The organism is Sphingobacteriaceae bacterium (assembly GCA_016715905.1).
Classification (GTDB): Bacteria; Bacteroidota; Bacteroidia; order B-17B0; family Aurantibacillaceae; genus Aurantibacillus.
This window is the reverse complement of record JADJXI010000004.1, coordinates 269,817-294,627: the sequence shown is the minus strand read 5'-3', so window position 1 is coordinate 294,627 and position 24,811 is coordinate 269,817. Positions and strand designations below refer to the sequence as shown.

25 protein-coding genes are annotated in these 24,811 nt (G+C 33.7%); 15 read left to right on the top strand and 10 right to left on the bottom strand.

The annotated features are described in order from the left end of the window. Positions 1 to 21 precede the first annotated feature (21 nt). Positions 22 to 1,194: an OmpA family protein gene (locus tag IPM51_05480; GenBank protein ID MBK9283756.1), complete on the top strand. Its 1,173-nt coding sequence runs from the start codon at positions 22 to 24 to the stop codon at positions 1,192 to 1,194. On the opposite strand, the gene IPM51_05475 is transcribed toward IPM51_05480, so the two are convergent. After that, a complete protein-coding gene (locus IPM51_05475) occupies positions 1,191 to 2,375 on the bottom strand; it encodes a T9SS type A sorting domain-containing protein (GenBank protein ID MBK9283755.1) in 1,185 nt (394 codons plus the stop codon). The genes IPM51_05480 and IPM51_05475 overlap by 4 nt on opposite strands. Positions 2,376 to 2,815: 440 nt before the next feature. Here IPM51_05475 and rplM point away from each other — a divergent pair, with 440 nt between their 5' ends. The 5 genes from rplM (at position 2,816) to IPM51_05450 (ending at position 6,295) form a co-directional block, all read left to right on the top strand. Then, positions 2,816 to 3,271, top strand: a complete 456-nt coding sequence (gene rplM, locus IPM51_05470) for a 50S ribosomal protein L13 (GenBank protein ID MBK9283754.1) — start codon at positions 2,816 to 2,818, stop codon at positions 3,269 to 3,271. Between the two features lie 13 nt (positions 3,272 to 3,284). Then, positions 3,285 to 3,671 carry a 30S ribosomal protein S9 gene (gene rpsI / locus IPM51_05465; GenBank protein MBK9283753.1) on the top strand — a complete coding sequence of 129 codons (387 nt, stop codon included), beginning with the start codon at positions 3,285 to 3,287 and terminating at the stop codon, positions 3,669 to 3,671. 27 nt (positions 3,672 to 3,698) lie between these two features. Beyond that, complete coding sequence (gene rpsB / locus IPM51_05460) at positions 3,699 to 4,556, top strand: 30S ribosomal protein S2 (GenBank protein MBK9283752.1); 858 nt, start codon at positions 3,699 to 3,701, stop codon at positions 4,554 to 4,556. A gap of 81 nt (positions 4,557 to 4,637) precedes the next feature. Then, entirely contained in the window at positions 4,638 to 5,462 is an 825-nt protein-coding gene (locus tag IPM51_05455) for an elongation factor Ts (GenBank protein ID MBK9283751.1), read from the top strand. Positions 5,463 to 5,587: 125 nt separating this feature from the next. Further along, positions 5,588 to 6,295, top strand: coding sequence for a UMP kinase (locus IPM51_05450; GenBank protein ID MBK9283750.1), 708 nt, complete (start codon positions 5,588 to 5,590; stop codon positions 6,293 to 6,295). 148 nt (positions 6,296 to 6,443) lie between these two features. On the opposite strand, the gene IPM51_05445 is transcribed toward IPM51_05450, so the two are convergent. The 4 genes from IPM51_05445 to IPM51_05430 all read right to left on the bottom strand — a co-directional run bounded on the left by IPM51_05445 (position 6,444) and on the right by IPM51_05430 (position 11,789). Then, positions 6,444 to 8,051 carry a hypothetical protein gene (locus IPM51_05445; protein ID MBK9283749.1) on the bottom strand — a complete coding sequence of 536 codons (1,608 nt, stop codon included), beginning with the start codon at positions 8,049 to 8,051 and terminating at the stop codon, positions 6,444 to 6,446. Next, entirely contained in the window at positions 8,044 to 9,207 is a 1,164-nt protein-coding gene (locus tag IPM51_05440) for a glycosyltransferase (GenBank protein MBK9283748.1), read from the bottom strand. Before IPM51_05440 ends, IPM51_05445 begins: the two co-directional genes overlap by 8 nt. Next, complete coding sequence (locus IPM51_05435; protein ID MBK9283747.1) at positions 9,200 to 10,324, bottom strand: glycosyltransferase family 4 protein; 1,125 nt, start codon at positions 10,322 to 10,324, stop codon at positions 9,200 to 9,202. The genes IPM51_05440 and IPM51_05435 overlap by 8 nt, the downstream gene beginning before the upstream one ends. Positions 10,325 to 10,391: 67 nt before the next feature. Then, complete coding sequence (locus tag IPM51_05430) at positions 10,392 to 11,789, bottom strand: LptF/LptG family permease (GenBank protein ID MBK9283746.1); 1,398 nt, start codon at positions 11,787 to 11,789, stop codon at positions 10,392 to 10,394. A 120-nt stretch (positions 11,790 to 11,909) separates the two neighbouring features. Between IPM51_05430 and IPM51_05425 the strand changes: the two genes are divergently transcribed. Genes IPM51_05425 through IPM51_05410 form a run of 4 tightly spaced genes read left to right on the top strand, consistent with a single transcriptional unit; the run spans position 11,910 to position 15,645 of the window. Further along, positions 11,910 to 12,656 (top strand): glycosyltransferase family 2 protein, encoded by a 747-nt coding sequence (locus tag IPM51_05425; GenBank protein MBK9283745.1) that lies wholly within the window; start codon positions 11,910 to 11,912, stop codon positions 12,654 to 12,656. Between the two features lie 2 nt (positions 12,657 to 12,658). Continuing rightward, positions 12,659 to 13,345: a hypothetical protein gene (locus IPM51_05420; GenBank protein ID MBK9283744.1), complete on the top strand. Its 687-nt coding sequence runs from the start codon at positions 12,659 to 12,661 to the stop codon at positions 13,343 to 13,345. Positions 13,346 to 13,372: 27 nt separating this feature from the next. Then, positions 13,373 to 14,611: a hypothetical protein gene (locus IPM51_05415; GenBank protein MBK9283743.1), complete on the top strand. Its 1,239-nt coding sequence runs from the start codon at positions 13,373 to 13,375 to the stop codon at positions 14,609 to 14,611. Beyond that, a complete protein-coding gene (locus IPM51_05410; GenBank protein MBK9283742.1) occupies positions 14,560 to 15,645 on the top strand; it encodes a GNAT family N-acetyltransferase in 1,086 nt (361 codons plus the stop codon). The genes IPM51_05415 and IPM51_05410 overlap by 52 nt, the downstream gene beginning before the upstream one ends. Here IPM51_05410 and IPM51_05405 read toward each other — a convergent pair. Then, entirely contained in the window at positions 15,642 to 16,787 is a 1,146-nt protein-coding gene (locus IPM51_05405; protein MBK9283741.1) for a glycosyltransferase, read from the bottom strand. The genes IPM51_05410 and IPM51_05405 overlap by 4 nt on opposite strands. A 96-nt stretch (positions 16,788 to 16,883) precedes the next feature. Here IPM51_05405 and IPM51_05400 point away from each other — a divergent pair, with 96 nt between their 5' ends. Genes IPM51_05400 through IPM51_05390 form a run of 3 tightly spaced genes read left to right on the top strand, consistent with a single transcriptional unit; the run spans position 16,884 to position 19,884 of the window. Continuing rightward, positions 16,884 to 17,537, top strand: a complete 654-nt coding sequence (locus tag IPM51_05400) for a hypothetical protein (GenBank protein MBK9283740.1) — start codon at positions 16,884 to 16,886, stop codon at positions 17,535 to 17,537. Next, positions 17,534 to 18,982, top strand: coding sequence for a hypothetical protein (locus IPM51_05395; protein MBK9283739.1), 1,449 nt, complete (start codon positions 17,534 to 17,536; stop codon positions 18,980 to 18,982). Before IPM51_05400 ends, IPM51_05395 begins: the two co-directional genes overlap by 4 nt. Further along, the gene (locus IPM51_05390; protein MBK9283738.1) at positions 18,979 to 19,884 is read left to right on the top strand and encodes an FkbM family methyltransferase; all 906 of its coding nucleotides are present in this window, start codon (positions 18,979 to 18,981) and stop codon (positions 19,882 to 19,884) included. Before IPM51_05395 ends, IPM51_05390 begins: the two co-directional genes overlap by 4 nt. Here IPM51_05390 and aroC read toward each other — a convergent pair. Then, positions 19,881 to 20,960 (bottom strand): chorismate synthase, encoded by a 1,080-nt coding sequence (gene aroC, locus IPM51_05385; GenBank protein MBK9283737.1) that lies wholly within the window; start codon positions 20,958 to 20,960, stop codon positions 19,881 to 19,883. The two genes, IPM51_05390 and aroC, sit on opposite strands and share 4 nt — an antisense overlap. A gap of 221 nt (positions 20,961 to 21,181) precedes the next feature. On the opposite strand from aroC, the gene IPM51_05380 reads away from it, so the two are divergent. Next, positions 21,182 to 22,435, top strand: a complete 1,254-nt coding sequence (locus IPM51_05380) for an imidazolonepropionase (GenBank protein MBK9283736.1) — start codon at positions 21,182 to 21,184, stop codon at positions 22,433 to 22,435. 36 nt (positions 22,436 to 22,471) lie between these two features. On the opposite strand, the gene IPM51_05375 is transcribed toward IPM51_05380, so the two are convergent. From IPM51_05375 to IPM51_05365, 3 genes are read right to left on the bottom strand one after another with little or no spacing between them, the layout of a single operon-like run. Next, complete coding sequence (locus IPM51_05375; protein MBK9283735.1) at positions 22,472 to 22,744, bottom strand: hypothetical protein; 273 nt, start codon at positions 22,742 to 22,744, stop codon at positions 22,472 to 22,474. Between the two features lie 11 nt (positions 22,745 to 22,755). Next, positions 22,756 to 22,992 carry a hypothetical protein gene (locus tag IPM51_05370; GenBank protein ID MBK9283734.1) on the bottom strand — a complete coding sequence of 79 codons (237 nt, stop codon included), beginning with the start codon at positions 22,990 to 22,992 and terminating at the stop codon, positions 22,756 to 22,758. Positions 22,993 to 23,034: 42 nt separating this feature from the next. Further along, entirely contained in the window at positions 23,035 to 24,315 is a 1,281-nt protein-coding gene (locus tag IPM51_05365; GenBank protein ID MBK9283733.1) for an N-acetylmuramoyl-L-alanine amidase, read from the bottom strand. A 66-nt stretch (positions 24,316 to 24,381) separates the two neighbouring features. Between IPM51_05365 and arfB the strand changes: the two genes are divergently transcribed. Further along, positions 24,382 to 24,807: an aminoacyl-tRNA hydrolase gene (gene arfB / locus IPM51_05360; protein ID MBK9283732.1), complete on the top strand. Its 426-nt coding sequence runs from the start codon at positions 24,382 to 24,384 to the stop codon at positions 24,805 to 24,807. The last annotated feature ends 4 nt before the right edge of the window (positions 24,808 to 24,811 follow it).

Genomic DNA, 24,811 nt, shown 5'->3' with positions numbered 1-24,811 from the left:
ATTCAACCTGCAAAAATAATATTGAACAGAATTTTAATACATATTTCTTTTCTTTTTCTGTACACATTCGCATTTTCACAGTATAATCTTGTTCCCGATTCCAGCTTTGAAAACAATAAAGCTATTCCTATGGATTACTCTGCTTTGAACACCAATGCATCATGGAATTCGCCCAGTCGTGCCACTACTGATTTATTTTGCACCTGCGGTAAAAAAGAAAAAAAATTATCACGCGTAGATGTACCGAATAATGGGATGGGGATTCAAAACGCACATTCCGGCAAGTGTTATGCAGGATTTTTTGCCTGCTCACACGGCTACTATCGTGAATACTTACAAACTACACTCAATGGCGCGTTAAATGCAAATCAGGAATATGTGTTACGCATGTACATTAGTTTATCAGATTATTCTCCACTGGCTGTAAATAAAATTGGCGTATGCTTTTTAAAAGATAAAGTGAGATACGAACATTCAGACATCATCACTAATCTCAAACCTATTTACATTCCATTAGAAGAAGAAGTGGGTATGGAAATTGATGAGTGGCACGAACTGGAAATTCGTTTCAAAGCTACAGGCGGAGAAAATACTTTACTCATTGGAAGCTTTGCCGTAAATAGAATTTGGAAAACAGGAAATTATCCACCCGAACAGGTAAGTTCACCGATTTACAAAAAGTATCAACGCGATGCCTATTATTATATTGATGATGTAAGTTTGTATGAATACAAGCCGGAGAAAGAAGATACCACAGAAATTATTGATTACGCTTCTAATACTTTTTCCGAAACACCCGAAATTGTTATTGTAGCTCCGGATACTGTCGAACAAGTAATTGCAGATAAAATAACCGTTTTTAAAAATATGCTTTTTAAAACTGGAGAATCGCTTCTAAACATTTCAGCTTATAAAGAACTAAACGAAATTGCGGCTTATTTAAAGGTTAAACCTAAACTTAGCATTGAAATTTTTGGACATACCGATAATTTAGGCGAAGAAAAAAAGAATTTAGAACTTTCATTTAATCGCGCAAAGGCGGTTGCAGATTACATGATAGCCAAGGGCGTTCTCGAAAAAAATGTAAGGTTTAAAGGGTTCGGTAGTTCAAATCCTATTGATGATAATCAAACCGAAGAAGGTAGATTTAATAATAGAAGAGTTGAATTTATTATTAAAACAACAGGTGATTAGTTTTTTATCACACGTTCATTAAACAAGCTTCCATCTTCACCGTAAACCGTAATGAAATACATTCCGGGTGAAAGTTTTTCAAGGTTCAGTTGAATGCTTTTTTTAGATTTATCAATGGGATTAGTTGAAGTATTAACTTCTACACCATTCACATCACGCATCTCGAATTTGGAAATATTTGAGTTGAATGTTACAGGCAATTTTATTTTTAATTCATCACTAAAAGGATTAGGAACAACTTCCAATTTAGTTGCATCTCTTTTCATTATTAAACTAATTACTTCAGAGTGACCCAATTTCCCATCATAATCATATTGTTTAATTCGGTAATACGTTATACCATTTTTATTTACTTGTGGATCTATAACATGATAATCTTTGCCGGTGTACGTATCGCCTTCCCCTTTCACCTGTTGAACCAATTCAAAATTTTCCATATCAAACGACCGTTCAATCGTAAAATAATTATTATTACTTTCCGACGCTGTACCCCAAATAATTTCAGCTGAATTAGTTAAAGCAACAGCATTAAAGAAACTCATCTGTACAGGTAAAACGGTACAAACGGGTAAAGCACCATTACAAGCCACGCCAACATACAAAGTGTATTCATGCGTTTCACCATAACTATATTGTAAGCAAGGATCAATGGATGTGCCTACGGTTGCAAAAGCACAACGAACCCGCATTTTATAGGCTCCACTAGCTGTGGCCGCCGGAATTACAAAATTAGCGGATGCCGGTGTGGCAGGACTAGGCACGTTAGGCGTACCACAAACCATTTCCGACATAGAATAAACACAATCTTTATTCCAGTCAACAAAAACTGCAAATCCCTGACCAAAAATAATTCCAGATTGAAAATTACAGGTAATTACAGCTCCCGCATTGGCACGCAAATGAGTTGGACAAGCGTAATTGATAAAATTTTGCTGAACTCCACCCAGTAATTGAGTTTGACAAAGAGAATTCATATTATTAATATTAGTTACGCCTCCACTTGTAAAAAAATGATCGATAAAATCATTCACATAATTATTAATATCATTAGAAACGTTTGGCTGATTACAAGGAACATTCCAATAAGTGGGCATGCAATAAGGAGCCGGTCCAACGCCCGGTTGTGCATAGTAAGAAGAGAACGAAAACAATAAAAAAAGAAAAGGTAAAATTTTCTTCATATTTATGTATGCGGTAAAATTTGCTTAGTAAAGGTAAAAATAATTTGTTCAATTGCAAGTTGTAATACCTTCAGTTTAAAATAGTTCTTAAAATTCAACAGTTAATTCCATAAAATTGGTTTTAAAACACAGAGGCATCTTTTTAATTTTAGACAAAAAAGAGGTAGAATTCAGCAATTATTTCAACAAAATTGAGCATTTTCGCTAATATTTCGTGTTTTTTTGTTAAAATTGGAAATAATTGATTTTAATAAAAACAAGTAGTTAGGTTAAAAAAGATTAGAGCGTTTTATTTTGAAGCTAGTGTTTCAAAATTCAAAAGCTGGTTTAAATTAATTTTTCAAAAGCAACTTATTTCTCTTAAAAAAAGTTTGTTAGCTTCAAAAAATCTACCTACATTTGCACCCCTTAAATTAGGAAAAAGATAAAATTACAAGAAAGTGGACGCATTAAGTTATAAAACAAAGTTCATCAACAAACAAGCTGCTGATAAAGAATGGCTCCTTGTTGATGCTGAAAATCAAGTAGTTGGACGCCTTGCGTCGAAAGTTGCTTATTTATTAAGAGGCAAACATAAAACGAGTTATACGCCTAATTCAGACTCAGGCAGTAATGTAATTATCATCAATGCCGATAAGGTTCGTTTTACAGGAAAAAAATTAACGGATAAAGAATACATTAGATACACTGGTTATCCGGGAGGGCAGCGTTTTGCAACTCCAAAGATGTTGTTAAAAACAAAACCAACTGAAATTTTAACTCATGCTATTCATGGTATGTTACCCAAAGGGATTTTGGGACGTAAATTGAATACCAATGTGCGTATTTTCACTGGTACAGAGCACGGAATGGATGCTCAGCAACCTAAAAAAGTGGACCTATCAAAAATTAAATAAGTAATTACGCTAAATGGAAATAATTAACACATCAGGACGCAGAAAAACCTCAGTTGCTCGTGCATACGTAAAAAAAGGTAGTGGCAACATCGAAGTAAACGGAAGAGATTATAAAGAATATTTCAAAACCCCTACTCTACATTATATGGTTACTCAGTCATTAAACATCTCCAATGTAAGAGATGCATATGACATTAAAGTAAATGTAAAAGGTGGCGGAATCACAGGTCAGGCTCAGGCCATTCGTTTAGCAATTGCTAAAGCAATTATTGAAGAGAATGCAGAGCTTAAAAAAGACTTACGTGCAGCAGGTTTAGTTACCCGCGATCCAAGAATGGTTGAACGTAAAAAGTTTGGTCAGAAGAAGGCTCGTGCTAGATTCCAATTCAGTAAACGTTAATCCATTATTAAAGAGAAAGTATAAAACATGTCAGCAAGAACTTCATTCAACGAATTACTTGAAACCGGTGCACACTTCGGACACCTTAAGAGCAAATGGAATCCGGCAATGGCCCCATATATATATGCGGAAAAAAACGGAATTCATATTATTGACTTAAACAAAACAGTTGCTAAAATTGATGAAGCAGCAGAAGCATTAAAACAAATCGCCAGATCTGGAAGAAAAGTTTTATTTGTTGCTACAAAAAAACAAGCTAAAGATATTGTAGCCGAAAAAGTGAAAAATGTAAATATGCCTTATGTAACCGAGCGTTGGCCAGGCGGTATGTTAACTAACTTTGCTACTATTCGTAAATCAGTTCGTCGTATGTCCCAAATTGATAAAATGGCTACAGACGGAACCTTTGTAAATATTTCTAAGCGTGAACGTTTACAAATTTCACGTGAGCGTGAAAAATTAGAAATTCAATTCGGTTCAATTGCTGATTTATCTCGTTTACCTGCTGCTTTATTTATTGTGGATATAACGAAAGAACATATTGCCGTTGCAGAAGCAAAAAGGTTAAACATTCCTACTTTTGCAATTGTAGATACCAATTCAAATCCAAATGTTGTTGATTTTGCAATTCCCGCAAACGATGACGCATCAACATCTATTGCATACATTATTGAATTAATGACAGCAGCTATCCGTGAAGGTTTATCAGATCGTAAATTAGATAAAGAAGCGAGCTCAGAAGAATTAGATACTAAAGAAGAAAGCGCAACAGAGGCAGAAGAATTGGCACAGGGACTAAAAATTAAAGGCGCAGAAAAAGACAGCTCAGAAGAAAAAGCACCGGCTAAAAAAGGCACTCGCAAAAGAGTTGGAGCTAAAAAATAAAATTTAATAATTAAAAAAGAGCGGTCATTCTGTGTTCAGACTGACCGTTTTTTGTAACCAATCATTAATAAAAATAAAAACATGGCAATTACAGCAGCAGAAGTGAACAAATTACGCCAGCAAACAGGTGCAGGCATGATGGATTGTAAAAAGGCTTTAGAAGAAAGCAACGGCGATTTTGAAGCCGCAGTAGATTATTTAAGAAAAAAAGGCGCCAAGGTGGCCGCAAACCGCGCAGATAGAGATGCTAAAGAAGGTGTAGTACTTTCTAAAACATCAGACGATAAGAAAAGTGCAATTGTGATTAGCGTAAACTGTGAAACAGACTTTGTGGCTAAAAATGCCGACTTTATTAAGTTTGCTGAATCCGTTGCTGATGTTGCCTTAAAAAACAAACCTGAAACAGCGGAAGCTTTGAAAGCTTTATCTTACGACGGTAGTATTACAGTTGGCGATAAATTCATGGAACAAGTAGGAAAAATTGGGGAGAAAATCGATATCGGATATTATTCTATGATCACAGCTGAACAAGTTGTTGGTTATATTCATCCGGGAAATAGATTGGCTGTTGCTTTAGGTTTCAATAAAAAAGTAACTGACGAAACTGCAAAAAATATTGCTATGCAGGCTGCCGCTATGGCTCCGGTAGCTATAGATAAAGATGACGTTGATGAGAACACCATTCAAAGAGAATTGGATATTGCCAGAGAAACTACTCGCGCGGAAGGCAAGCCGGAAGATATGGTAGAGAAAATTGCTCAAGGTAAAATCAACAAATTCTATAAAGAATCAACTTTATTGAATCAGGAATATTTTATTGATAATAAATTAACTGTTCGACAATATTTACAGGGGGTTGAAAAAGACCTGACCGTTTCGTCGTACAAGCGATACGCATTATCGTAATTCAGGAATCCCCGACTTTTAGTTTGGGGATTTTTTTTGCCCATTAATTGGTATGAATTGTTGAAAAAGTAAAAGAACATTAAAAAATAGAATATCTATTTTTAAAAAAACCAAAGAACTAAAAAATGAAATACAAAAGAATCCTCCTCAAATTAAGCGGCGAAGCACTCATGGGCGCAAAAGGTTTTGGAATTGATCAGCAAAGATTAAAAGAATACGCCGATGAAATTAAAAAAATTCACGATGCAGGTTGCGAAGTGGCCATTGTAATAGGAGGAGGAAATATTTTCAGAGGTATACAAGCAGAAAAAGGAGGCATGGACCGCGTACATGGCGATTATATGGGCATGCTAGCCACAGTAATTAATAGTATGGCTATACAAGCTGCCCTGGAAGGAATGAATGTACCTACCCGCTTACAAAGCGCCATAAAAATGGAACAAATATGCGAACCTTATATCCGAAGAATTGCAGTAAGGCATTTGGAAAAAGGACGCGTAGTTATTTTTGGTGCCGGAACCGGAAATCCCTATTTCACTACCGATACTGCAGCTACTTTACGAGCAATTGAAATTGAAGCCAATGTGATTTTAAAAGGAACCAGAGTTGACGGAATTTATTCCGCAGATCCGGAAAAAGATAAAAATGCGGTAAAATTTGACCACATTAAGTTTGAAGAAGTATATTCAAAAGGTTTAGAAGTGATGGATTTAACTGCCTTTACCCTTTGCAAAGAAAACAACCTACCTATCATTGTTTTTGATATGAATAAAAAAGGAAATTTATTTAATTTAGTTCAAGGTGACCAAGTAGGCACTTTAGTTGAAATGTAAATTACAATGAAAAAAATAATTCAAATACTTTTAATTTTTTTGGTGATTGGCACTTTGACACAAGCTTGTAAAACTAAAAAACGCGATTGCAAGGGAAGAAAGAAAACCGCCAAAACCAATATGGGTGGATGGATTTAATTAACTAAACTCATTTTTTCTTCTTTTTTTTAACCGGCATCACTTCCGGTTTCTTTTCATCAAGTTTAATTTCCTTTTCAGGAATTGATTTTTGTAAATGCAAATCAAATCTTCCTTTCGGCCTTTTTTCATATAACCAAGTGAAACCTTTTAATTGGGCATTCTGCACGTCCACATCCTTAATGGGATCTATTTTACCTTCTGACTTAGGTTTAAATGAAGCCCTTTCTATTTCTCCCTTTTGAAACCAAAGGGTAATTTCAGAACTGCTTGTTTTATTCAATCCTATCGGTTTCTTTTTATCGTTTAAAGGGTAATATAAAATCTCGGCATTTCCTTTAACGATTATTTTTCTGATGGTATCATCAGCAATAAAACCCTCTATGCTTTTTCCTAATAGTTGATTGTATTTTCCCAGCGAATCCGACTGCTGTATCAAAAAACTATTGCCGTCCATCTTAAATCCTTTCACAGAATTTTTTCCGATAAAAATGTGCATGAATTTTGCTTTAGCTTGCGATTTTTCTGCCCATAATAAAGGCTCACGAATCAATTGCAATAAAGAATCTTTGGTGTTTAAAACGGCGGAATCACACAAGGCTTGAATATCCTTTTTATATAAACGAACATGATGATAGGCATTTAAAAAATTATCTACCGAATCAAGGTCCCTATGATACAAAGTATCTGCTGCAATAAACAAGGTATCCTTCTCTATCATTCTGGCATAAATAGGTTTATCGGTTATTGTAGCTTCCGATTTCTCCTGATAATAAATTGCATAATTTCCATAAATGATGGATTTTTGGGAGGTATCAATTAATTGAATATTATTAAAAGCACGACCCATTTTTAAATTCCGATCATACAGTAAACTATCTCCTCTTAATTTTTGATTTTTAGTAACTAATACTGCATTTCTACTAAATTGTGATTTTTCATTTTCCGTATCGTACCAACCGTTTTCACAGTAGATATAATCGTCTTTACTGATGATGATACTTGGACCTAAAAAATACGCCGTTTTACTTACCGTATTATAACGTAAAGTATCTGATTTCATTTTATAATCCGGATTTACCAACTCCACATCATAATGAAAGGCTAATTCCTTTGTGGCTGAATAATAGTGTCCGTTTTTACTGGTTAAGGTATTATCCTTATTTACTATGGTACCTCCCTCATAATAATTGGCAATTGAATTTCCCACATCAAAAGTGAGTAAGTTGGTGGTTAAGATCATATCCTTTTCCACACATCGCACGTTTCTTTCTAATGTGGCCATTTTAGTTGCCCCGCTATAAAATAATTTTTCACCGGTTACGCGAATGCTATCCCCTTTAGTAATTAAAATATGTCCGCTGGCTTCTAATTTGTTTTCGCCTTCATATAATAAAGCGGTGTCGCAATTTAATAAAGCTCCATCGTGTTCAAATATTACATTGCCGGTTAAAAAACGCGCATCACTTTTAGAACGATCGTAAGTTAAACTGGCGGCATGTTTCACTTCAATAACTTTACCCTCTTTTTTTACGGTTTTTGGGTTAACAGTATTTTGAGCATTCCCTTTAAACAGAAATACCATCACAAATACTATATAAAATTTTGCTTTAAACATTTCTTTCGGTAGGCGTCCAAATATTAGTATCCACTCCTTTTAAAAATTTAAAAAAGCCAATGAGTAAGGCCGCATTCATCATATAAAAATGAGAGAGGTAGCGAATGAAAAATATTTTAGATAAAGTAAGTTTATCCAAAAGCGGAGATAAAATTCCAATACACTGTAGTATTAATAATATCTGAAATAAGGGGAAATAAAACGAAAGAAGTATAGAAACTTTTAGCGCAGTCAGAATTAAAAAAGGAGTTTTCCAGCGCAATAATTTGTGCGATAAAAATGCAAATGAAACGCCCGACCAGGGAGGCCATAATAATTTTTTAAACCGAAATAAATTTTGAAAATTTCCGATTGAAATTCTAATCTTGCGTTTAAACTCCTCGGAAGATTTATCCGGCACATCTTCAAAACATATTGCTTCTTTAGCAAAAACAATTTTACCACCTTGCTCTATTACATTCATAGTCATATAAAAATCATCCATGAAAAACTTAGGAGGCACCGGATTGTAAAATTCGCTACGTATGGCATAACAGGCACCTTCCGCTCCCATCACAATTCCAAATAAAAGACTTTCACTGTATTTTATTTTATTCTCCAAAGCAAGATATGACTTCTCTGCCCCGGCTATTCCAACTTTCGAATCCGCTACTTTAATAATGTTGGCGCAAACCTGAGCCACTTGTTCGTTATTAAAATGCATAAGCAAATGCCCTAAAGTATCTTTTGCAAAAATCACATTCGCATCCGTTAATATTAAAATCTTTTTACCCGCCAGCTCAGCCAGTTTATTAATAATTCCTGCTTTTCCGGTTCTTCCCCCAAATTCAATTAACTCGACGCAAGAGTATTTACTTTTCCAATTTTGAATAATTTGATTGGTATCGTCTGTTGAAGCATCAGAACCAATAAGCACTCGAATCTTCTCCAATGGATAATCCCCTTCTACAATAGATTGAATCTTTTGTCCAATTACTTTTTCTTCATTATATGCAGCAATTAAAACACACACTTCGGGCAAATCTGAATTTTTATTTATTGAAGGAACTCTTTTTTTAAACGAAGCGAAGAAAATAATCAGTAATGGATAAAAAACATAGGTATGCAAAATGGCAAACACACTTAAACAAAATATAACAAGAAATAGTTTAAGCATTTAATTCGGGATAAAAATTTAACAATCCTTGCACCACTTTTTTATTTTCAAAATTTTCTTCGGCAAACTTCCGGGCATTCAAACTTAATTTGTTCAACTCCTCCTTGTTTTGCAATAAATAAATAACAGCATCCGAAAATTTATTGGTCTCATCTTCTAAAACAAAATGTTTGCCATTTACTGCTTTTATTCCTTCCGCTCCAACTGAAGTGGAAACAATTGCTTTGCCATAGGCCATTCCTTCAATTATTTTAATTCTCAATCCACTACCCGACAATAAAGGAACCAACATCAGCTGATGGTTTTGATAGAAGGAAGATGAACTTTTAACATCCTCCATTATTTCAATATTTTTATCTTTTAGTTGACGAATATGTGACGGCATGTTTCTTCCGGCAATAACTAATCTACAATCAGGAACAGCCTTAGTGATCTTTGGAAAACAATTTTTTAAAAACCAATCCACCGCTTCAATGTTAGGCATCCAGTCCATTGACGAGAAAATAAACATTTTAGTATTTACCTCATTTTCCTTCATTTGATATTCCTTTAAATCAACGCCGGTTATACAGGTAAAACCTTTTGACTTCGGGGCCAATTGGGAAAAGATATTTTTATCTACATCTGTAATGCTTACAATACCATCAACTTGATTACAGGTGCTAATTTCAAATTTTTTCAATCGTTTGTTTTGAATACTGAGATAAAATTTTTTTAAAATATTTTTTTCATTTCGAATATGCCTATCCCATATTAAATATTCCACGTTATGTGCGCGTAAAATCACTTTGGCTTTAGAATACTTCCGAATTACCGGCAAATAAACGGCCATAAACAAACCTTCTAATTGCACTATCTCATACTGATTCGATGTTAAATCTTTTTTCAATTGCTTATCGAACTCAGGAAAATAAAAGCGACTCACAAAATAGGAATCTGTTGAAAATAAATTACTAAGTGCGCCAAAGAAACTTGTGTTGGTATTTTTAAAAACAGATTGGTATTTGCAATTCGATTTAAAATCGCTTGGCACTTGATCATCCGGTTTAAAATGTTTTGCTGTATTTATGCATAGCAGCTTTAAATCCACTCCATTAGCAATAAATCCCTTTGCCATATTGTAAATAGCAATGCTACTGCCATCATTGGGCGGATACGGTGCTTTATTGGATATTTGTAATATTTTAAGCAGTTTTTTTCTTTTTAAAAAATTGATTAATCTGAGCAAAATAATAACCAAGGTCGAACAGAGCGGAATCTTTAGCAGCTTTATAGGTCAAGAATATACTAATGGGCATAAAAATAAATAAGGGAGTCCATATGGCCACATAGGGAGGTAAAGTTCCATCATAAGCCAAACTGGTAAAAGCTTCCGATAAAATAAAATAAGCCAGAAAGAAAAACACCGCTATTACTACCGGCAATCCTAAACCACCTTTTTTGATGATTGCTCCTAATGGCGCGCCAATAAAAAATAAAATCACACAAGCAAATGAAATCACAATACGTTTGTGCCATTCGGTTAAAAAACGAAGAATATCTTGTTCGTCCCCTCGTAAACTCACCATAGTTCCCTCTAAATAACCGGTATTCGTTCGTGTAATGTTTAGGGCGTAATCTAAGCATTGAGCATATTGCATCGCATTTAAACTATCGTAAAACTGATTTAATTTGGCAAATTGTTTTTCCGATTTCTCCTGCACTCGAATGGTACCTGTAGTTCTGAAATAAAACTGATCATCGACATGACGGTATACACCTAACAATTTGTTGCTGATTTTTCGTTTGGTGGAATCAGCCACGGAATCTATTTGCCAGATATTAAGCATATTTTCATTTCCCTTCCATTGTTCCTCAGCACTGCGTTTAAGTTTAAAATCCACCAATTCAATATTCACCTGTAATTGCTTAAAACTTAATTGCGAAAGTGTTTTTTTGGTTTGATTCACCTGATGATTTTGTACTTCTTCATAACGGTTTCCATCTCTTAAGGTTAATACAATGGCACTACTGTCGGGCAAGGTTGACATTTTCCCTTCCCTGGCGTACATTTGAATAATATTGCCTTGATGTGCACTGTGATCATAGATATAAATTTCCTTCAGGGTATCTTTATTTTTTGATTTTTTACCTACTCTAATGCTGTAGTCATCAATTTTATTATAAAAAATACCTTCTTTAATGCTTACGGTTGGCTTAGTTTGACGGATATCCCAAAGCAAAGACTGAAACTTTAACTGCACTACGGGCATTACAAAGTTGTTGAATAAAAAAGTTCCCAAAGCCAAGAACAAAATAAAAATAAATACCGGTTTAATTATTTTAAAAAGAGACAGGCCCGACGACTTCATGGCGGCCAGTTCATAATTCTCGGCCAAATTACCAAAACTCATAATAGAACCCAATAAAACGGCTAAGGGAATACATTGCGGAATCCAGGCTACGTAAGCATAAAAAAACAAGATCAACAAATCACTCGTCTTTAATCCCTTTCCCATAAAATCATCCAGATACGTGATAACAACGGTTACCAAAAAAAAGAGAAAAACACTCACAAAAAGTGTAACAAAAAAAGGCGGCAAAAACGATTTTAAGGTTAGTTTATGTAGTTTTTTTAGTAACACTATTTTGCATTAAAAATACGTTTATTTGATTATATTTAAGGCTGAAAATTCATTAAACTTTGTTATTTTTGCTCACCTATGATTAACGGAAAAAAAATAATTGCCGTATTACCTGCTTACAACGCAGCCTTAACGCTTAAAAAAACCTACGATGAAATTCCCTTTGATATTGTAGACGATGTAGTTTTGGTTGATGACCATAGCACAGATAACACGGTTGAAGTGGCCAAACAAGTTGGTATTACACATGTGATCCGACACGAAAAAAACAAAGGATACGGTGGAAACCAAAAAACCTGTTATGATAAAGCCCTTAGCTTAGGCGGAGATATCGTAATCATGTTACACCCGGATTATCAATATACCCCAAAGTTAATTCATAGTTTAAGTTATTTAATTGCCAATGATTTATTTCCCGTTGCTTTTGGCTCTCGAATTTTAGGCAAAGGCGCCTTAAAGGGTGGTATGCCTATGTACAAATACATCTTTAACCGTTGTTTAACTTTAAGCCAGAATATTCTAATTAATCAAAAATTGTCGGAATACCATACCGGCTATCGAGCATTTTCTAAACAGGTACTTGAAAAAATAAATTACCATGCCAATTCTGATGATTTTGTATTCGATAATCAAATGATTTCTCAGATTTTTTATGCAGGATTTGAAATTGCTGAAGTAACTTGTCCAACTAAGTATTTTCCTGAAGCCAGCTCCATCAATTTTAGAAGAAGTATGAAGTATGGATTAGGAGTGCTTGGCGTATCCTTTACGCACTTCTTTAATAAATTAGGCATAATGAATTCTAAAATTTATAAAACCAAATAAATATGGCCGTTTATCGATTTAGAGTATATTGGGAGGACAATGAAGATGTTTACAGAGACATTGACATTAAAGCTGCTCAATCATTCGCTGAGTTTCATACGGCCATACAACAGGCTTTTAAATTTGATGATAAACATTCAGCTTCCTTTTTTGTGAGTGATGATTATTGGAGAAAAAACCAGGAAGTAACTCTGAAAAAAGAAGATTTACCACTTGATGAAGAAGAAATCAGAAAAGGTATTAGTCCTAAAAAGTTGATGGCAGATGTGAAAATAGCCAAATACATTGAGCAACCCCATCAACGTTTTGTTTATATTTTTGACTCAAAAGCACAATGGAGTTTTTTGATAGAGATGGTGAAAATTGCGGAAGACAATCCTAAATTAAATTATCCCGTTTGCAGCCGATCTGTGGGCACTGCACCTAAACAATACAAACAAGTTCCGAAAATAAGTGAAGAAGAACTAAATCCTGAAAACGGATTTGCCAATTTACTGAAGAGCATAGAAATTCCGGATGAAGAAGTTTATAAAGCTATAGCCTCAGAAGATCATGCTGTGGATGAAGAAGATTTAGGTGCCTTAGAAGGAGAAGAAGGGGAAGAAGATTTAACTGAAGATGACGATCTAGAGAAGGATGAAGATGTGGATTTTGAGGGCGGCGATTTTCATGAGCAAGATGAAGATTAATTCATTTTTAATCTATACCAATAACATTTGATTGCTCCTTACTTATATCAGGTATTTTTAAATACGCCTAATTTTAGCATTAACTCCCCTGATAACTCCGGCGTTTTACAAATTATTAATAACGAATTATCGAAATTTAAAACCACTCATCAGATCAATTCTGATAATGAGACCGTTCATTTTTTAACGCAGGCCGATAAATCCAAAATACAAAACGCACTATTAGATTTTCCGTTTTTAGAAATTTTTTATGCTATTAATTCCTTTCAGGAATATAATTGCGACAAAAACGCTTATGATGAATTGGGAAGATTTAAGTTTTCTGATTCCTTACAAAAAAAATATAAACCCATTCAAAATCGGGTGTTTGAAAAAATGAAACAGATTCACCAAAACCATGAATCGTTTCAAAAGCACTTTAGTTTTCAAAACATCAAAAGTTCGTTTTATTTAAGCCATGATATTGATTCTATCCACGGTTCCTTTTATCAGGATGGTGTTTGGGCTATCAAACACGGCAGGATTGATGTACTGATTAAATTAATATTCCATGCATTTATGCAAAAACCGCATTGGTTTAATATGGATTTTATTATGAAAACAGAAGGTGCGTACGGATATGTTTCTACTTTTTATTGGTTGGTGAATCGCGGAAAAGTAGACCAGCGACAAACCAATTCCGATTACGACATTAATGACCTTAAGGTTGAAAAAATAATTCAACAAATTGACCAATCCGCGTTTCATAACGGAATACATAAAAGCATTTCCACTGATAGTTTTGAGACGGAACTTAAAAAAATGCCAATAAAAGTAAACGATAACCGATATCATTACCTGAAATTTCAACTCCCGCATGCCTATAAGGCCATTCAGCAGGCTAAATTAGAAAGTGACGCCTCGTTGGGTTACGCCGAACATTATGGCTTCCGAAATAATTATGGTTATCCATTTCATCCCTATGATATTGAAAACGGTAAACCCTATGATTTCCTGGAAATTCCATTACATATTATGGATGGTACTTTTCAACGCTACCTGAAAATTCCGGTAACAGAAACCGGAAACACAATTATTGATTTTTTAGAAAAGAATAGCGAAAATGCTTTACTCTCTATTTTATGGCACAACACTTTCTTTACTAATTATAAATACAAAGGATATTTAAATGAATATAAAAAAGTTCTTGACTATCTTTACCAAAACAAATGGAATTGTCAAAGCCTGGATCAAATAAAACAAGAGTTTCGCTGGAAGATGAAATAGAAGTTCGTTTAGCCAATGATTCCGACATTGATAATATAAATGCCTTTTATAACCGCATTTATTCAAAAAACAGAACCAAGGAACAATTTGTTTGGGAATTTAATTCATCTCCTGCCGGTAAAGCGCTATACATCATTGCCGAACATGGCACAAAAATAGTTGGCACACAATGCGCCATCCCCTATTATTTTGTAAATGAGAAAAATGAAACTATTTTAAGCGCAAAATCAGAAGATACCCTAGTAGATCCTGAATACCGAGGATTATCCATTTTCGATAAAATGTATTTTTTACTGTTCATGGAATGTCGCAGAATGGGTATACATATATTATGGGGATTTACGTATGCTAAAAAACCATTTTTAAATTTGGGTTTTGAAATTCCCTTTCAAACATCCATGGGGCTTTTAGTATTAAAACCCTTTAAAGCTTATGCTTATTACAGCAAACTTGCTAAAAACAATTCGTTCAACCGAAAATTGAAAATACTTTTATTGTGCTTAAAATCTAAAGTGGATCAAATTATTCAATCCTTTAAAATAAATAAGGTCTTAAATACTCGAGAAGAGTTTATACCACTCAACTCAGCAAACTTAAATTATTTAGGAAAAAACAACGCGATTGGATTGAAATTAGATATGGATTTTTTTAATTACCGAATACGTAACAATCCATATTCAAAAAATTATTACCAGCTCAATATTATTGAACAGAACATCATCAATGCTTCTTTAATATTTACAGTAAACCGCGGTTTGTGTTACATTTTACATATGTTTTATACGAACGAAGAGCAATGCGCTCAGTTAATTAGAGCTTTAATGAAATACAAGCATTTAAAAAATTGTTTTACCATTCGCTATTGGGGGTTTTCACATAACGAAGAGTCTAAAAAAGAAATTGAAATCTTTAAAAGTACCGGTTATACTTTTTTGAAAAACGGAATAAGTTTTGTTGGATTATCATTAGAAGGTCCGGATGTAGATTGGAAAACGCTGCACATTTCCAGATTGGCCTCTCAGGGTACAGATTAAGATTTTAAAATTTGATGATATATTTCTTCAAATTGTTTTCCGATTTTATCAGAAGAAAAACGATCGCATTGCTTAGCGATTTCTTTATGATTGTAATTTTTTGAAATCAATTGTTTTAATCCTTTGTTCCAACTGGCTAAATCATTTTCACACAACACTCCGTTTCCATCGTTAATTAATTCAACGATAGCCGTATTATTCGATGCGATTACCGGTGTACCTGTGCTTAAAGCTTCGGCAATGACTACTGAAAAGGTTTCTATATCTGAAGCATGAATAAAAAAATCGGAAGCATGAATTAAGTCTGCTATTTGTGCAGGCGGAATATTTTTATAAAAAACAGTATCAATATTCCATTTCATAGTTTTGTATTGATCGGCCATGGCCCCATTCCCAACAACTTGTATTTTAACAGCTTGCTTTTTTTCCGTAGCAAGTTGTTCCAAGCTTTGCATAATCAAATCTAAACGCTTGGGGTAATTCCATTGAGCCACACAGGTAAAAACAAGTTGACCACTCTTTTGCTTTTTTTCTTTGTAATTAAAAACTTGTAAATCTATGACATTTGGAATTCGAATAACATTTCCTGCACTATTGTAATCTTCAATATTCTTTTTCAAAAACAAAGAAACTGCGGTTATTTTACTTGCTTGTTGATACACTTTTTTCGCTTTTTTAGCAAAAAGACTGGAGTTCATAAATCGATCGATTTTAGTCCAGTGTTCCGTTATCACGTGAGGTAAATGGTATTTTCTACTCAAATCAAATGCAACTAAAGCGGCCGGGTAAATAATATTAGAATGCAATAGGTCGGGCTTGAATTCACGGATCACTTTATCAAATGATTTTGACACTATTTTTTTTTGAATAAAAGGTAAAATGTGTATCAATTTATAAAATCGGGATTCAATAATAATTTGCGTATTAGTCATACCAAATTCATCAACAAAATCACTTTGACTTTTTTTAAAAATAGCTTTGGATGGAAATAATATGAAACTGAAAATATGTACATTTATTGCGCATTGCTTTACCGATACAGCATGTTTTTTCACAAAAATACCCAAATAGGGATGTTTTTCGGAGGGATACCAATTACTATAAAACAATACATTCACTTTTACAAAAGTATTATAATTCAAGCTAATGCAATGAACTAATTTTTACTACCTTCGTGTTAATTAAAATATGCCTTTTTAACAATGGGATTAAAAGAGAGTTTATTAAAAATCAAGTTTATAGAAGATTACAAGCGTAACCAGCAAAAGAAGAAATTTAAAGGCTCGGGTGAGTATTGGGAAGAACGTTATCAAAAAGAAGGAAATTCCGGTGCCGGATCCTATACACATTTAGCCGAATTTAAAGCTGAATTCTTAAATAATTTCGTAAAATCAAATGCTATTAATACCATCATGGAATTTGGTTGTGGCGATGGTAATCAATTGAAAATTGCAAAGTATCCCAATTATATCGGATTGGATGTTAGTAGAACCGCTATTAATATTTGTCACAATCTTTTCAAAAATGATAAAACTAAAAGTTTTTTGATCTATGATTCTCTCGCCTTTTACGATAACCACAAAATTTTTAAAGCAGAACTAACGCTATCACTTGATGTACTTTATCACTTGGTTGAGAAGGAAATTTTTGAGAAATATTTATTGGATTTGTTTCATACGGCCGAAAAATACGTAATTATTTATGCCAGTGATTACGATCAGGAAAAAGAACCCATTTATCAGCACGAGAACAGAAGAAGTTTCAGTAAGTTTGTGCAGGCTCACATTCCGGAATTTAAATTAATCGATACCGTAAAAAATAAATATCGTGAAACTCAAAATGGTATAGAGAACTCAATCAGTGATTTTTTTGTATATCAGCGTATTAAATGATTAGTAAATCATTTCTAAAATCATCTATCATCATTACCCTTTCGGGTGCATTGCCCATGGTGGGAGGAATTATTCTTCTACCCTTTTATACCAATTACCTCCCTACCCTTCAATTCACACAACTTGCCTATTACATTCTAATCACCTTATTAACCCAAATCATCTTTTCCTTTTCCATCGACACTTATTACGGGGTTAAATACACACAACTTGCTAATGAACCACAGGAACAAAAAAAATTTACCGGAACCATCTCCATCCTTTTATTACTTATCGGAATAATTTTATTACTCTTATTTAGCATAAGTGGGGATTTTTTATTTTCCACTTGCTTTGTTCCTGAATTTGAAATGGAATTCTGGCCTTGGGGATTTTATTCCATTTTAACCGGATTTTTTAATGCCTACTTCAAAACAGCCACCAATTGTTTAATTTATTTCAAAAAAGAAAGACTTTATTTTGGGGTTAATTTTATCAATTTCGTTGCTACACTCGTCATTTCTATTGGAGGACTAAAGTTATTTCCTGACTCATTAATTGGCCCTATGTACGGTCGTTTACTATCCGGAGCAATTATTTTTTTATTGGCGCAATATATTTATTCTTCTAACGGAACATTAAAATTCGAAAAAACTTTTTTGAAAGATTTAATGGTATTTTGCAGTCCTTATGTACTCGTTGTATTTTGTTTTTGGATATTAGGTAACGTTGACCGTTTATTTCTTCAACATTTTATTTCTAATATAGAAATTAACGCCTATGATACGGTGATGAAATGCTTCTTTGGAGTAATGTTTGTTCAAAATGGATTATCAGCCGTAATTTTTCCCAAAGTGTATGAAATATGGAAAAAGGAAGGCGAAAATAAAACAACAAAAGAAAGTAACCGTTACTTTAACGTGTTTAATTTTGTAAATATTATGCAATTGATTTTCTTTTGCATTGTTATACCCGTCCTCTACAAAATTTTCATAAACAAGCCTGAGTTCTACCAAAGTGATCAATACATAGGCTTGTTAGCCACCACCTATGCCTTAACCGGAATTTTAAATTATTACCTAGCCACCATTCAATTTACAAAAAACTCCATTTTGTTGTTGAAGATATACCTTATCACGGCTGCGTTCCAAATTGCTTTAACCTATTTTGGAATAAAGCATTTCGCTTTATTAGGCGCTATTTATGCCACCCTTATTACCAAAGTTATTCAGGTTATTCTTACTGTGTTACTCACTAAAAATATATTTAAATACGAATACAATTATTTTAAAATTATTGGCCTTCCATTTATTTTCATAGTTTACAACATTATTCAATACCAAATCTCTCCGGATTACAACTTGTATCTTTATTTAGGTCAGTTTACACTGTTTAGCATTGTATTTTATTTTATCTTCAAAAACGAAATTAAAGTTGTATTTCAACAGTATCTTAAATTAAAATGAAACAATTCCTCTACCGGCTTATTTATTCCGATTTAATTAACCCAATCCTTACCGGTTTAGTTAAACACTTATTTCCATTCTTGCCCAAAAGTTTTAAAATTCCTCCTTCCGGAAAAATCAAAATTAATTTATCGAACGGAAAAATATTGTATCTCAAAACCAATCAAACTAATTTCGGTACATCACTTATTTACTGGAACGGTTACAAGAATTTTGAATATACCCCCATATTCGAAAAGTTAGCCGCTACTTCCAATTGCTTTTATGACATTGGGGCCAATATTGGATATTTTAGTTTACTGGCTTCTAAAATTAACCCGAAGATTAAAATTAAATCTTTTGAACCTGCACTTGGACCATTACATTATTTACAGGAAAATATTCAATTAAATAATTTAAACAACATAAAGGTTGAATCTATTGCTTTATCTAATCAGGTAGGCAGTATTGATTTTTATGAAGTGAAATCCTACAAATACACGTATTTAAAATACAATTTGGCCGGAGAGGGAAATGCAGGTTCTAAAACAGATTCAAGAATGTTCGTGAAAAACTCGGTTAAATGTGTTACTGCTGATGATTATCTAAAACAAAATCCAGAAGACAAGGTGGATTTAGTAAAAATGGATACCGAAGGCACAGAACATTTCATTTTACAAAAATCTGACATACTGTTATCTAAGTTCAAGCCCATTATTATTTGCGAAACTTTGTTTAATGAAATTGAAGGGAAATTGGAAGACATTCTTTTACCTTATGGCTATGAATTTTACAATCACGTGAACGATGGTTTAGTGCCTGTAAAAACGTTACGTCGAGAAAAGGATAACGGAGTTAGAAATTGTTTTTTCGTTCATCCTTCTAAAAAGGAACTCATTCAGGAATTTATTATTCCGAATTAAATTTTATTCAGTTGCACTTGCAATAAAAAATCTACCATTACTAAAGCCGTCATACTTTCAACTATTGGCACTGCACGGGGTAAAACGCAGGGATCATGCCGGCCTTTTGCTTTTAAAATAATTTCATTTCCGTTAGAATCTACAGATTTTTGATCCATCATAATTGTTGAAACTGCTTTAAAAGCTACATTAAAATAAATGGGCATGCCGTTACTTATTCCACCTTGTATTCCTCCACTATGATTGGTATTTGTTTTAATTTGATCTCCTTCCTTTACAAAAACATCATTCATTTCTGAACCCTTTAAATAAACTGCATTAAATCCTTCTCCAAACTCAAACCCTTTTACTGCATTTATTCCCAACATAGCATGTCCCAATTGCGCATGTAATTTATTAAATACCGGCTCTCCTAATCCAACAGGAACATTTTGTACTACGCATTGTATAATGCCGCCTACACTATCCCCCTCCTGCTTAGTTTTTAAAATCAAATCCTCCATTTTTTTAGAAACGCTAGAATCCGGACAACGAACTATACTCTTTTCAATTTCATTAAAATTCAGTTCACTGTAATGTTTTTCAGTTTTGATTTGATGAACCTGCTTTACAAAAGCATTTATCTGAATCCCTTTATGATGCAATATTTGTTTTGCAATAGCTCCCGCAACAATTCTACTAATGGTTTCTCTGGCACTACTTCTTCCCCCTCCCCTATGCTCTCGTATACCATATTTCATTTGATACGTATAGTCGGCATGTCCGGGTCTATAGTTTCCATCAAGGTGAGTATAATCTTCACTCTTAGAATCCTTATTCCGGATTAAAAATGCGATAGGAGTTCCTAAACTTATACCATCAGCAATTCCCGATAAAAACTCCACTTGATCTTCCTCGTTTCTTTCGCTCGTTATTTCGCTTTGTCCGGGCCTTCGCCTATTTAATTCAGATTGCACAAAACTTATATCAATTTTCAATCCGGCCGGACACCCATCAATAATACCCCCGATTGCTGCGCCGTGACTTTCTCCGAATGAGGTTAATTTGAAAATTATGCCAATGCTATTTCCTGCCATGCATTACAAATGTACTATATTTTAACAGGGAATTCAAAAAGTAAACGCAAGCAATTTCAATGTATAAAACACCTTACATTCTTTCAAATTCAATGAATTTACATGGCTCTATTTAAAAAGTAAATAAGAAAGAGGTAAATGAATGTTTTTTTATATTTTTAGGGAATAGAAAGCATTTGTTTTCTTGCGGATGCTGCACTTTTCAATTTTGAACAATTAACATGAGCAATAAATTATTACTTAAAAATATTAAATCGTTGGTGTCGACTTACCATGAAGCGCCTGAAATTTTACGTGGAAAAGAAATGAAAGTTGTTCCTTCGATTCAGAATGCCTGGTTAGCAATTGAAAACGGAAGAATTGCAGGTTTTGGATTGATGGAAAGTTTTCCGGGAATCAGTGATTGGAAAGATTTAGAAGTAATAGATTGCTCGAATAAACTTGTATTACCCGGTTTTATTGATAGTCATACTCATTTGGTTTTTGCCGGAAACCGTGAGCAGGAATTTGCCGATCGGATAAACGGTTTAAGCTATGAAGAGATTGCGAAAAGAGGTGGCGGCATTTTAAATTCAGCTAAATTATTGCGACAAACTTCAGAGAACGATTTATTTAAACAATCGAAAGTAAGACTCGATGAAGTGATTGCACAAGGAACTGTAGGTATAGAAATTAAAAGTGGCTATGGTTTGGATTTAGATAGTGAGCTTAAAATGCTACGCGTAATAAAAAGATTGAAAGATTTAAATATCATTCCAATTAAATCTACTTTATTAGGCGCTCATGCTATCCCTCAAGAATTTAAAAACAATAAAAAGACATATTTAGATTTAGTAATACACGAAATGTTACCCGCTGCTCATGCTGAAAAGCTGGTTGATTACATTGATATCTTTTGTGAGAATGGCTATTTTTCAGCAGAAGACACCAAAAATATTTTAGAGGCCGGACAAAAATATGGTTTGAAAGGAAAAATACACGCCGAACAACTCAGTCATTCTAATGGAATAAAAACCGGTGTTGCATGTGGTGCTTTAAGTGTTGATCATTTAGAATATTGTAATGATGAAGATATCGCTTTATTAAAAAACAGCAATACCATGCCTGTTATCTTGCCCGGCGCGGCTTATTTTTTAAACTTGCCTTTGCCTCCCGCAAGAAAAATAATTGATGCCGGCTGCCCTATTGCATTTGCGAGTGATTACAATCCGGGCAGTTGCCCTACCGGCAACATGAAGTTAATAATGAGCATGGCCTGTATTCAATACAAATTAACGCCCGAGGAAGCTTTTAATTCGGTTACAATTAATTCCGCTTATGCCTGTGATTTACAAAAAGATTTAGGGTCAATTGCCGTTGGAAAACTCGCTAATCTTATTGTTACAAAAGAAATTCATTCCATTGCCTCTTTGCCTTACGCATTCGGGTCACAACAAATTGATAAAATAATTATAGAAGGTCGAGTAAAAGGGTAAAAAAAAATCGTTTCAATTGAAACGATTTTAAAGAATTTACTTTTTTAATTCACAATACTCATCGTAATCTGCCATTTTAGTGGAGGTATTCGGATAATTCATAGTAGTTTTCTTGTGAATACAATTTTTAAACGCTTTTTGATAGCCTGTTTTTTCCATTTTTATATCAACGTCTGATACATTGGTAGAAATTTTAGCTCCTGTTAAATCGTAATTGTCTTGCACAATTCTGCAATGACAAGTTCTTTCTTTTTTGCAAGATGCAAATGTTGCCGCAGCAACTATGGTTAAAATAAATACTTTTTTCATTTTTTTCTGGATTAATCTAATTTACAATCATCGGTATAAGTAACAGTAGTTGTTCCGTTTGTTACCGAAGTAACTTTGGATGCGCAATTCACTTTTGCCTGGCCTTTCGTAACTTCAACAAAGGTCCATGTTAATGTGGTGGGCGTTGAGCCCGGAATGGTTGAGGTTGTTGTACAAGTACAATTTCTGTCTTTTGCACAAGAAACGCTTATTAAAGCAACCACAGCGGTAAATAGTAGTTTTTTCATATTAATAGTTTATTTACACAAATATATCAATTTCGTTGATTTTTATAACTCCTTTAAAAATTTAGCGATACCGTTCATGTAAGCATTTGCGCATTTTACAACTCTGCTATTTACCCTAATCCCATATTTATCAATATCTCTCTTCATAAGTTCTATACATTCCTTTTCATTGTCTTGATACAAGGCCTCTCCGTATACAACCGGAGAATTAATTTGTCTACACATGACTAAATTTCTGGAATACACCCCCGGTGACGGTAAAGTCATGCTGTTGTTTTTCAAGTATAATGCATCCTCAGGCTTAGCAATTGGAATTTGCAAAAGCTTACTGAATTGATTGGTAACCTGGGCAGAAATTTTTTCACTGGAATTTAATTGATTGGTGAGTAACAATCTTAAAAAGTTAATTCGGGTTTCTGTTTTCTCAAAATTATCTGCAGTAAATGCGCCTCCTATAAAGGACATCGTTACATTTTTTTTAGTGGTTTTTTTCCAGGGCTCATTTTTTTCATCCACGTTATAATGAATAACCGCCGAAACATGCGGATTAAAAGTATTGATGATTTTTGCCCTGTTTAATAAATCATAATCGCGAAAAAATTCCCAAAAAAATCTTTTTCTATCTAAAGCCAAAAGTCTGTTTTTCTTCTCAACGGTCAAAAAGCCGACTTCAACTAAACTATCTAACGTGGCATTTTTCCTTTTATCAAACCAAGATGAATAAGTACAATTGAATGAAGTGAAATTACTTTCGTTTTTGGTTAAAAAAACTTTAGCTCCTTGTTCTTCCAGCATTTTTCGCAGTATTTGAGCTGTTAAAAAACTGAGTTCACTTTCAAAAATTCGAACACTATCTTTTCCGTTTCTGATTGAATCCAGCGCGAAATAAAGATATTTACCTTCTATTTCACCTTCATCCAAACTGACCGAAAAGTGACCGGGATCAATGGCGACTCGATATCCTTCTAAGGGCAAGCCCTTTCTTTTTTTAGGTAATTTTTTTCGGTCATCCACATAAATCCAAAGGCTATCCCGTTGACGTTTATTGTAATTTTTATTCCCTTTTTGTTGTAATAATTCAGTTTGTTGTTTTAAGGAAGTATGCTCAAAAAATTCAGCCATCATCTCCAATTCATTCGTATATAAGGAAAATTCTTTTTTGCCGTTATGATAAATACAAATACTATTGTTGTCAAATTTCACCAGGCTATTTAACGAACCTCTAAAATTCAAATAGCTATCAAATCGCTGTTTACATTTTTTAACGCTCTGAGCCGAACCAATAAATGGTGTCAGAATCAAGAATAATAAAAAACTGCGCATTGTTATCAAATTTAATATTTACGTGAAGAAAAAAAGTTTATTTTCATTCGGGTTATCCATAACGGAATGTTAACAGAGTTACAGATTAAAGGAATTAAAAAAGAATTACAATATTTTACGTCGAGATCCGGAGGTAAAGGAGGACAAAACGTAAATAAAGTAGAAAGCAAAGTTGAATTGGAATTTAACATTCAAAATTCGGAGTATTTGACTGAGCATGAGAAAATAGTTCTTCTTGCAGCCATTCATAAAAATATTAAATCCGGAAATATTAAAGTTTCATGTGAAAAGTACAGATCTCAATTAGAGAATAAAATAGAGGCATTAAATAAATTAATACGTTTAATCAATTTTATACTTAAACCCGTTAAAATCCGTAAATCTAGCAAGCCCACTAAAAGCAGTAAACGGAAAAGAACAGAGTCTAAAAAGAAAATAAGCGAAAAAAAAATAAACAGGAGGAAAATTTCAAATAAAGGCGGTATGGATTAAGTTA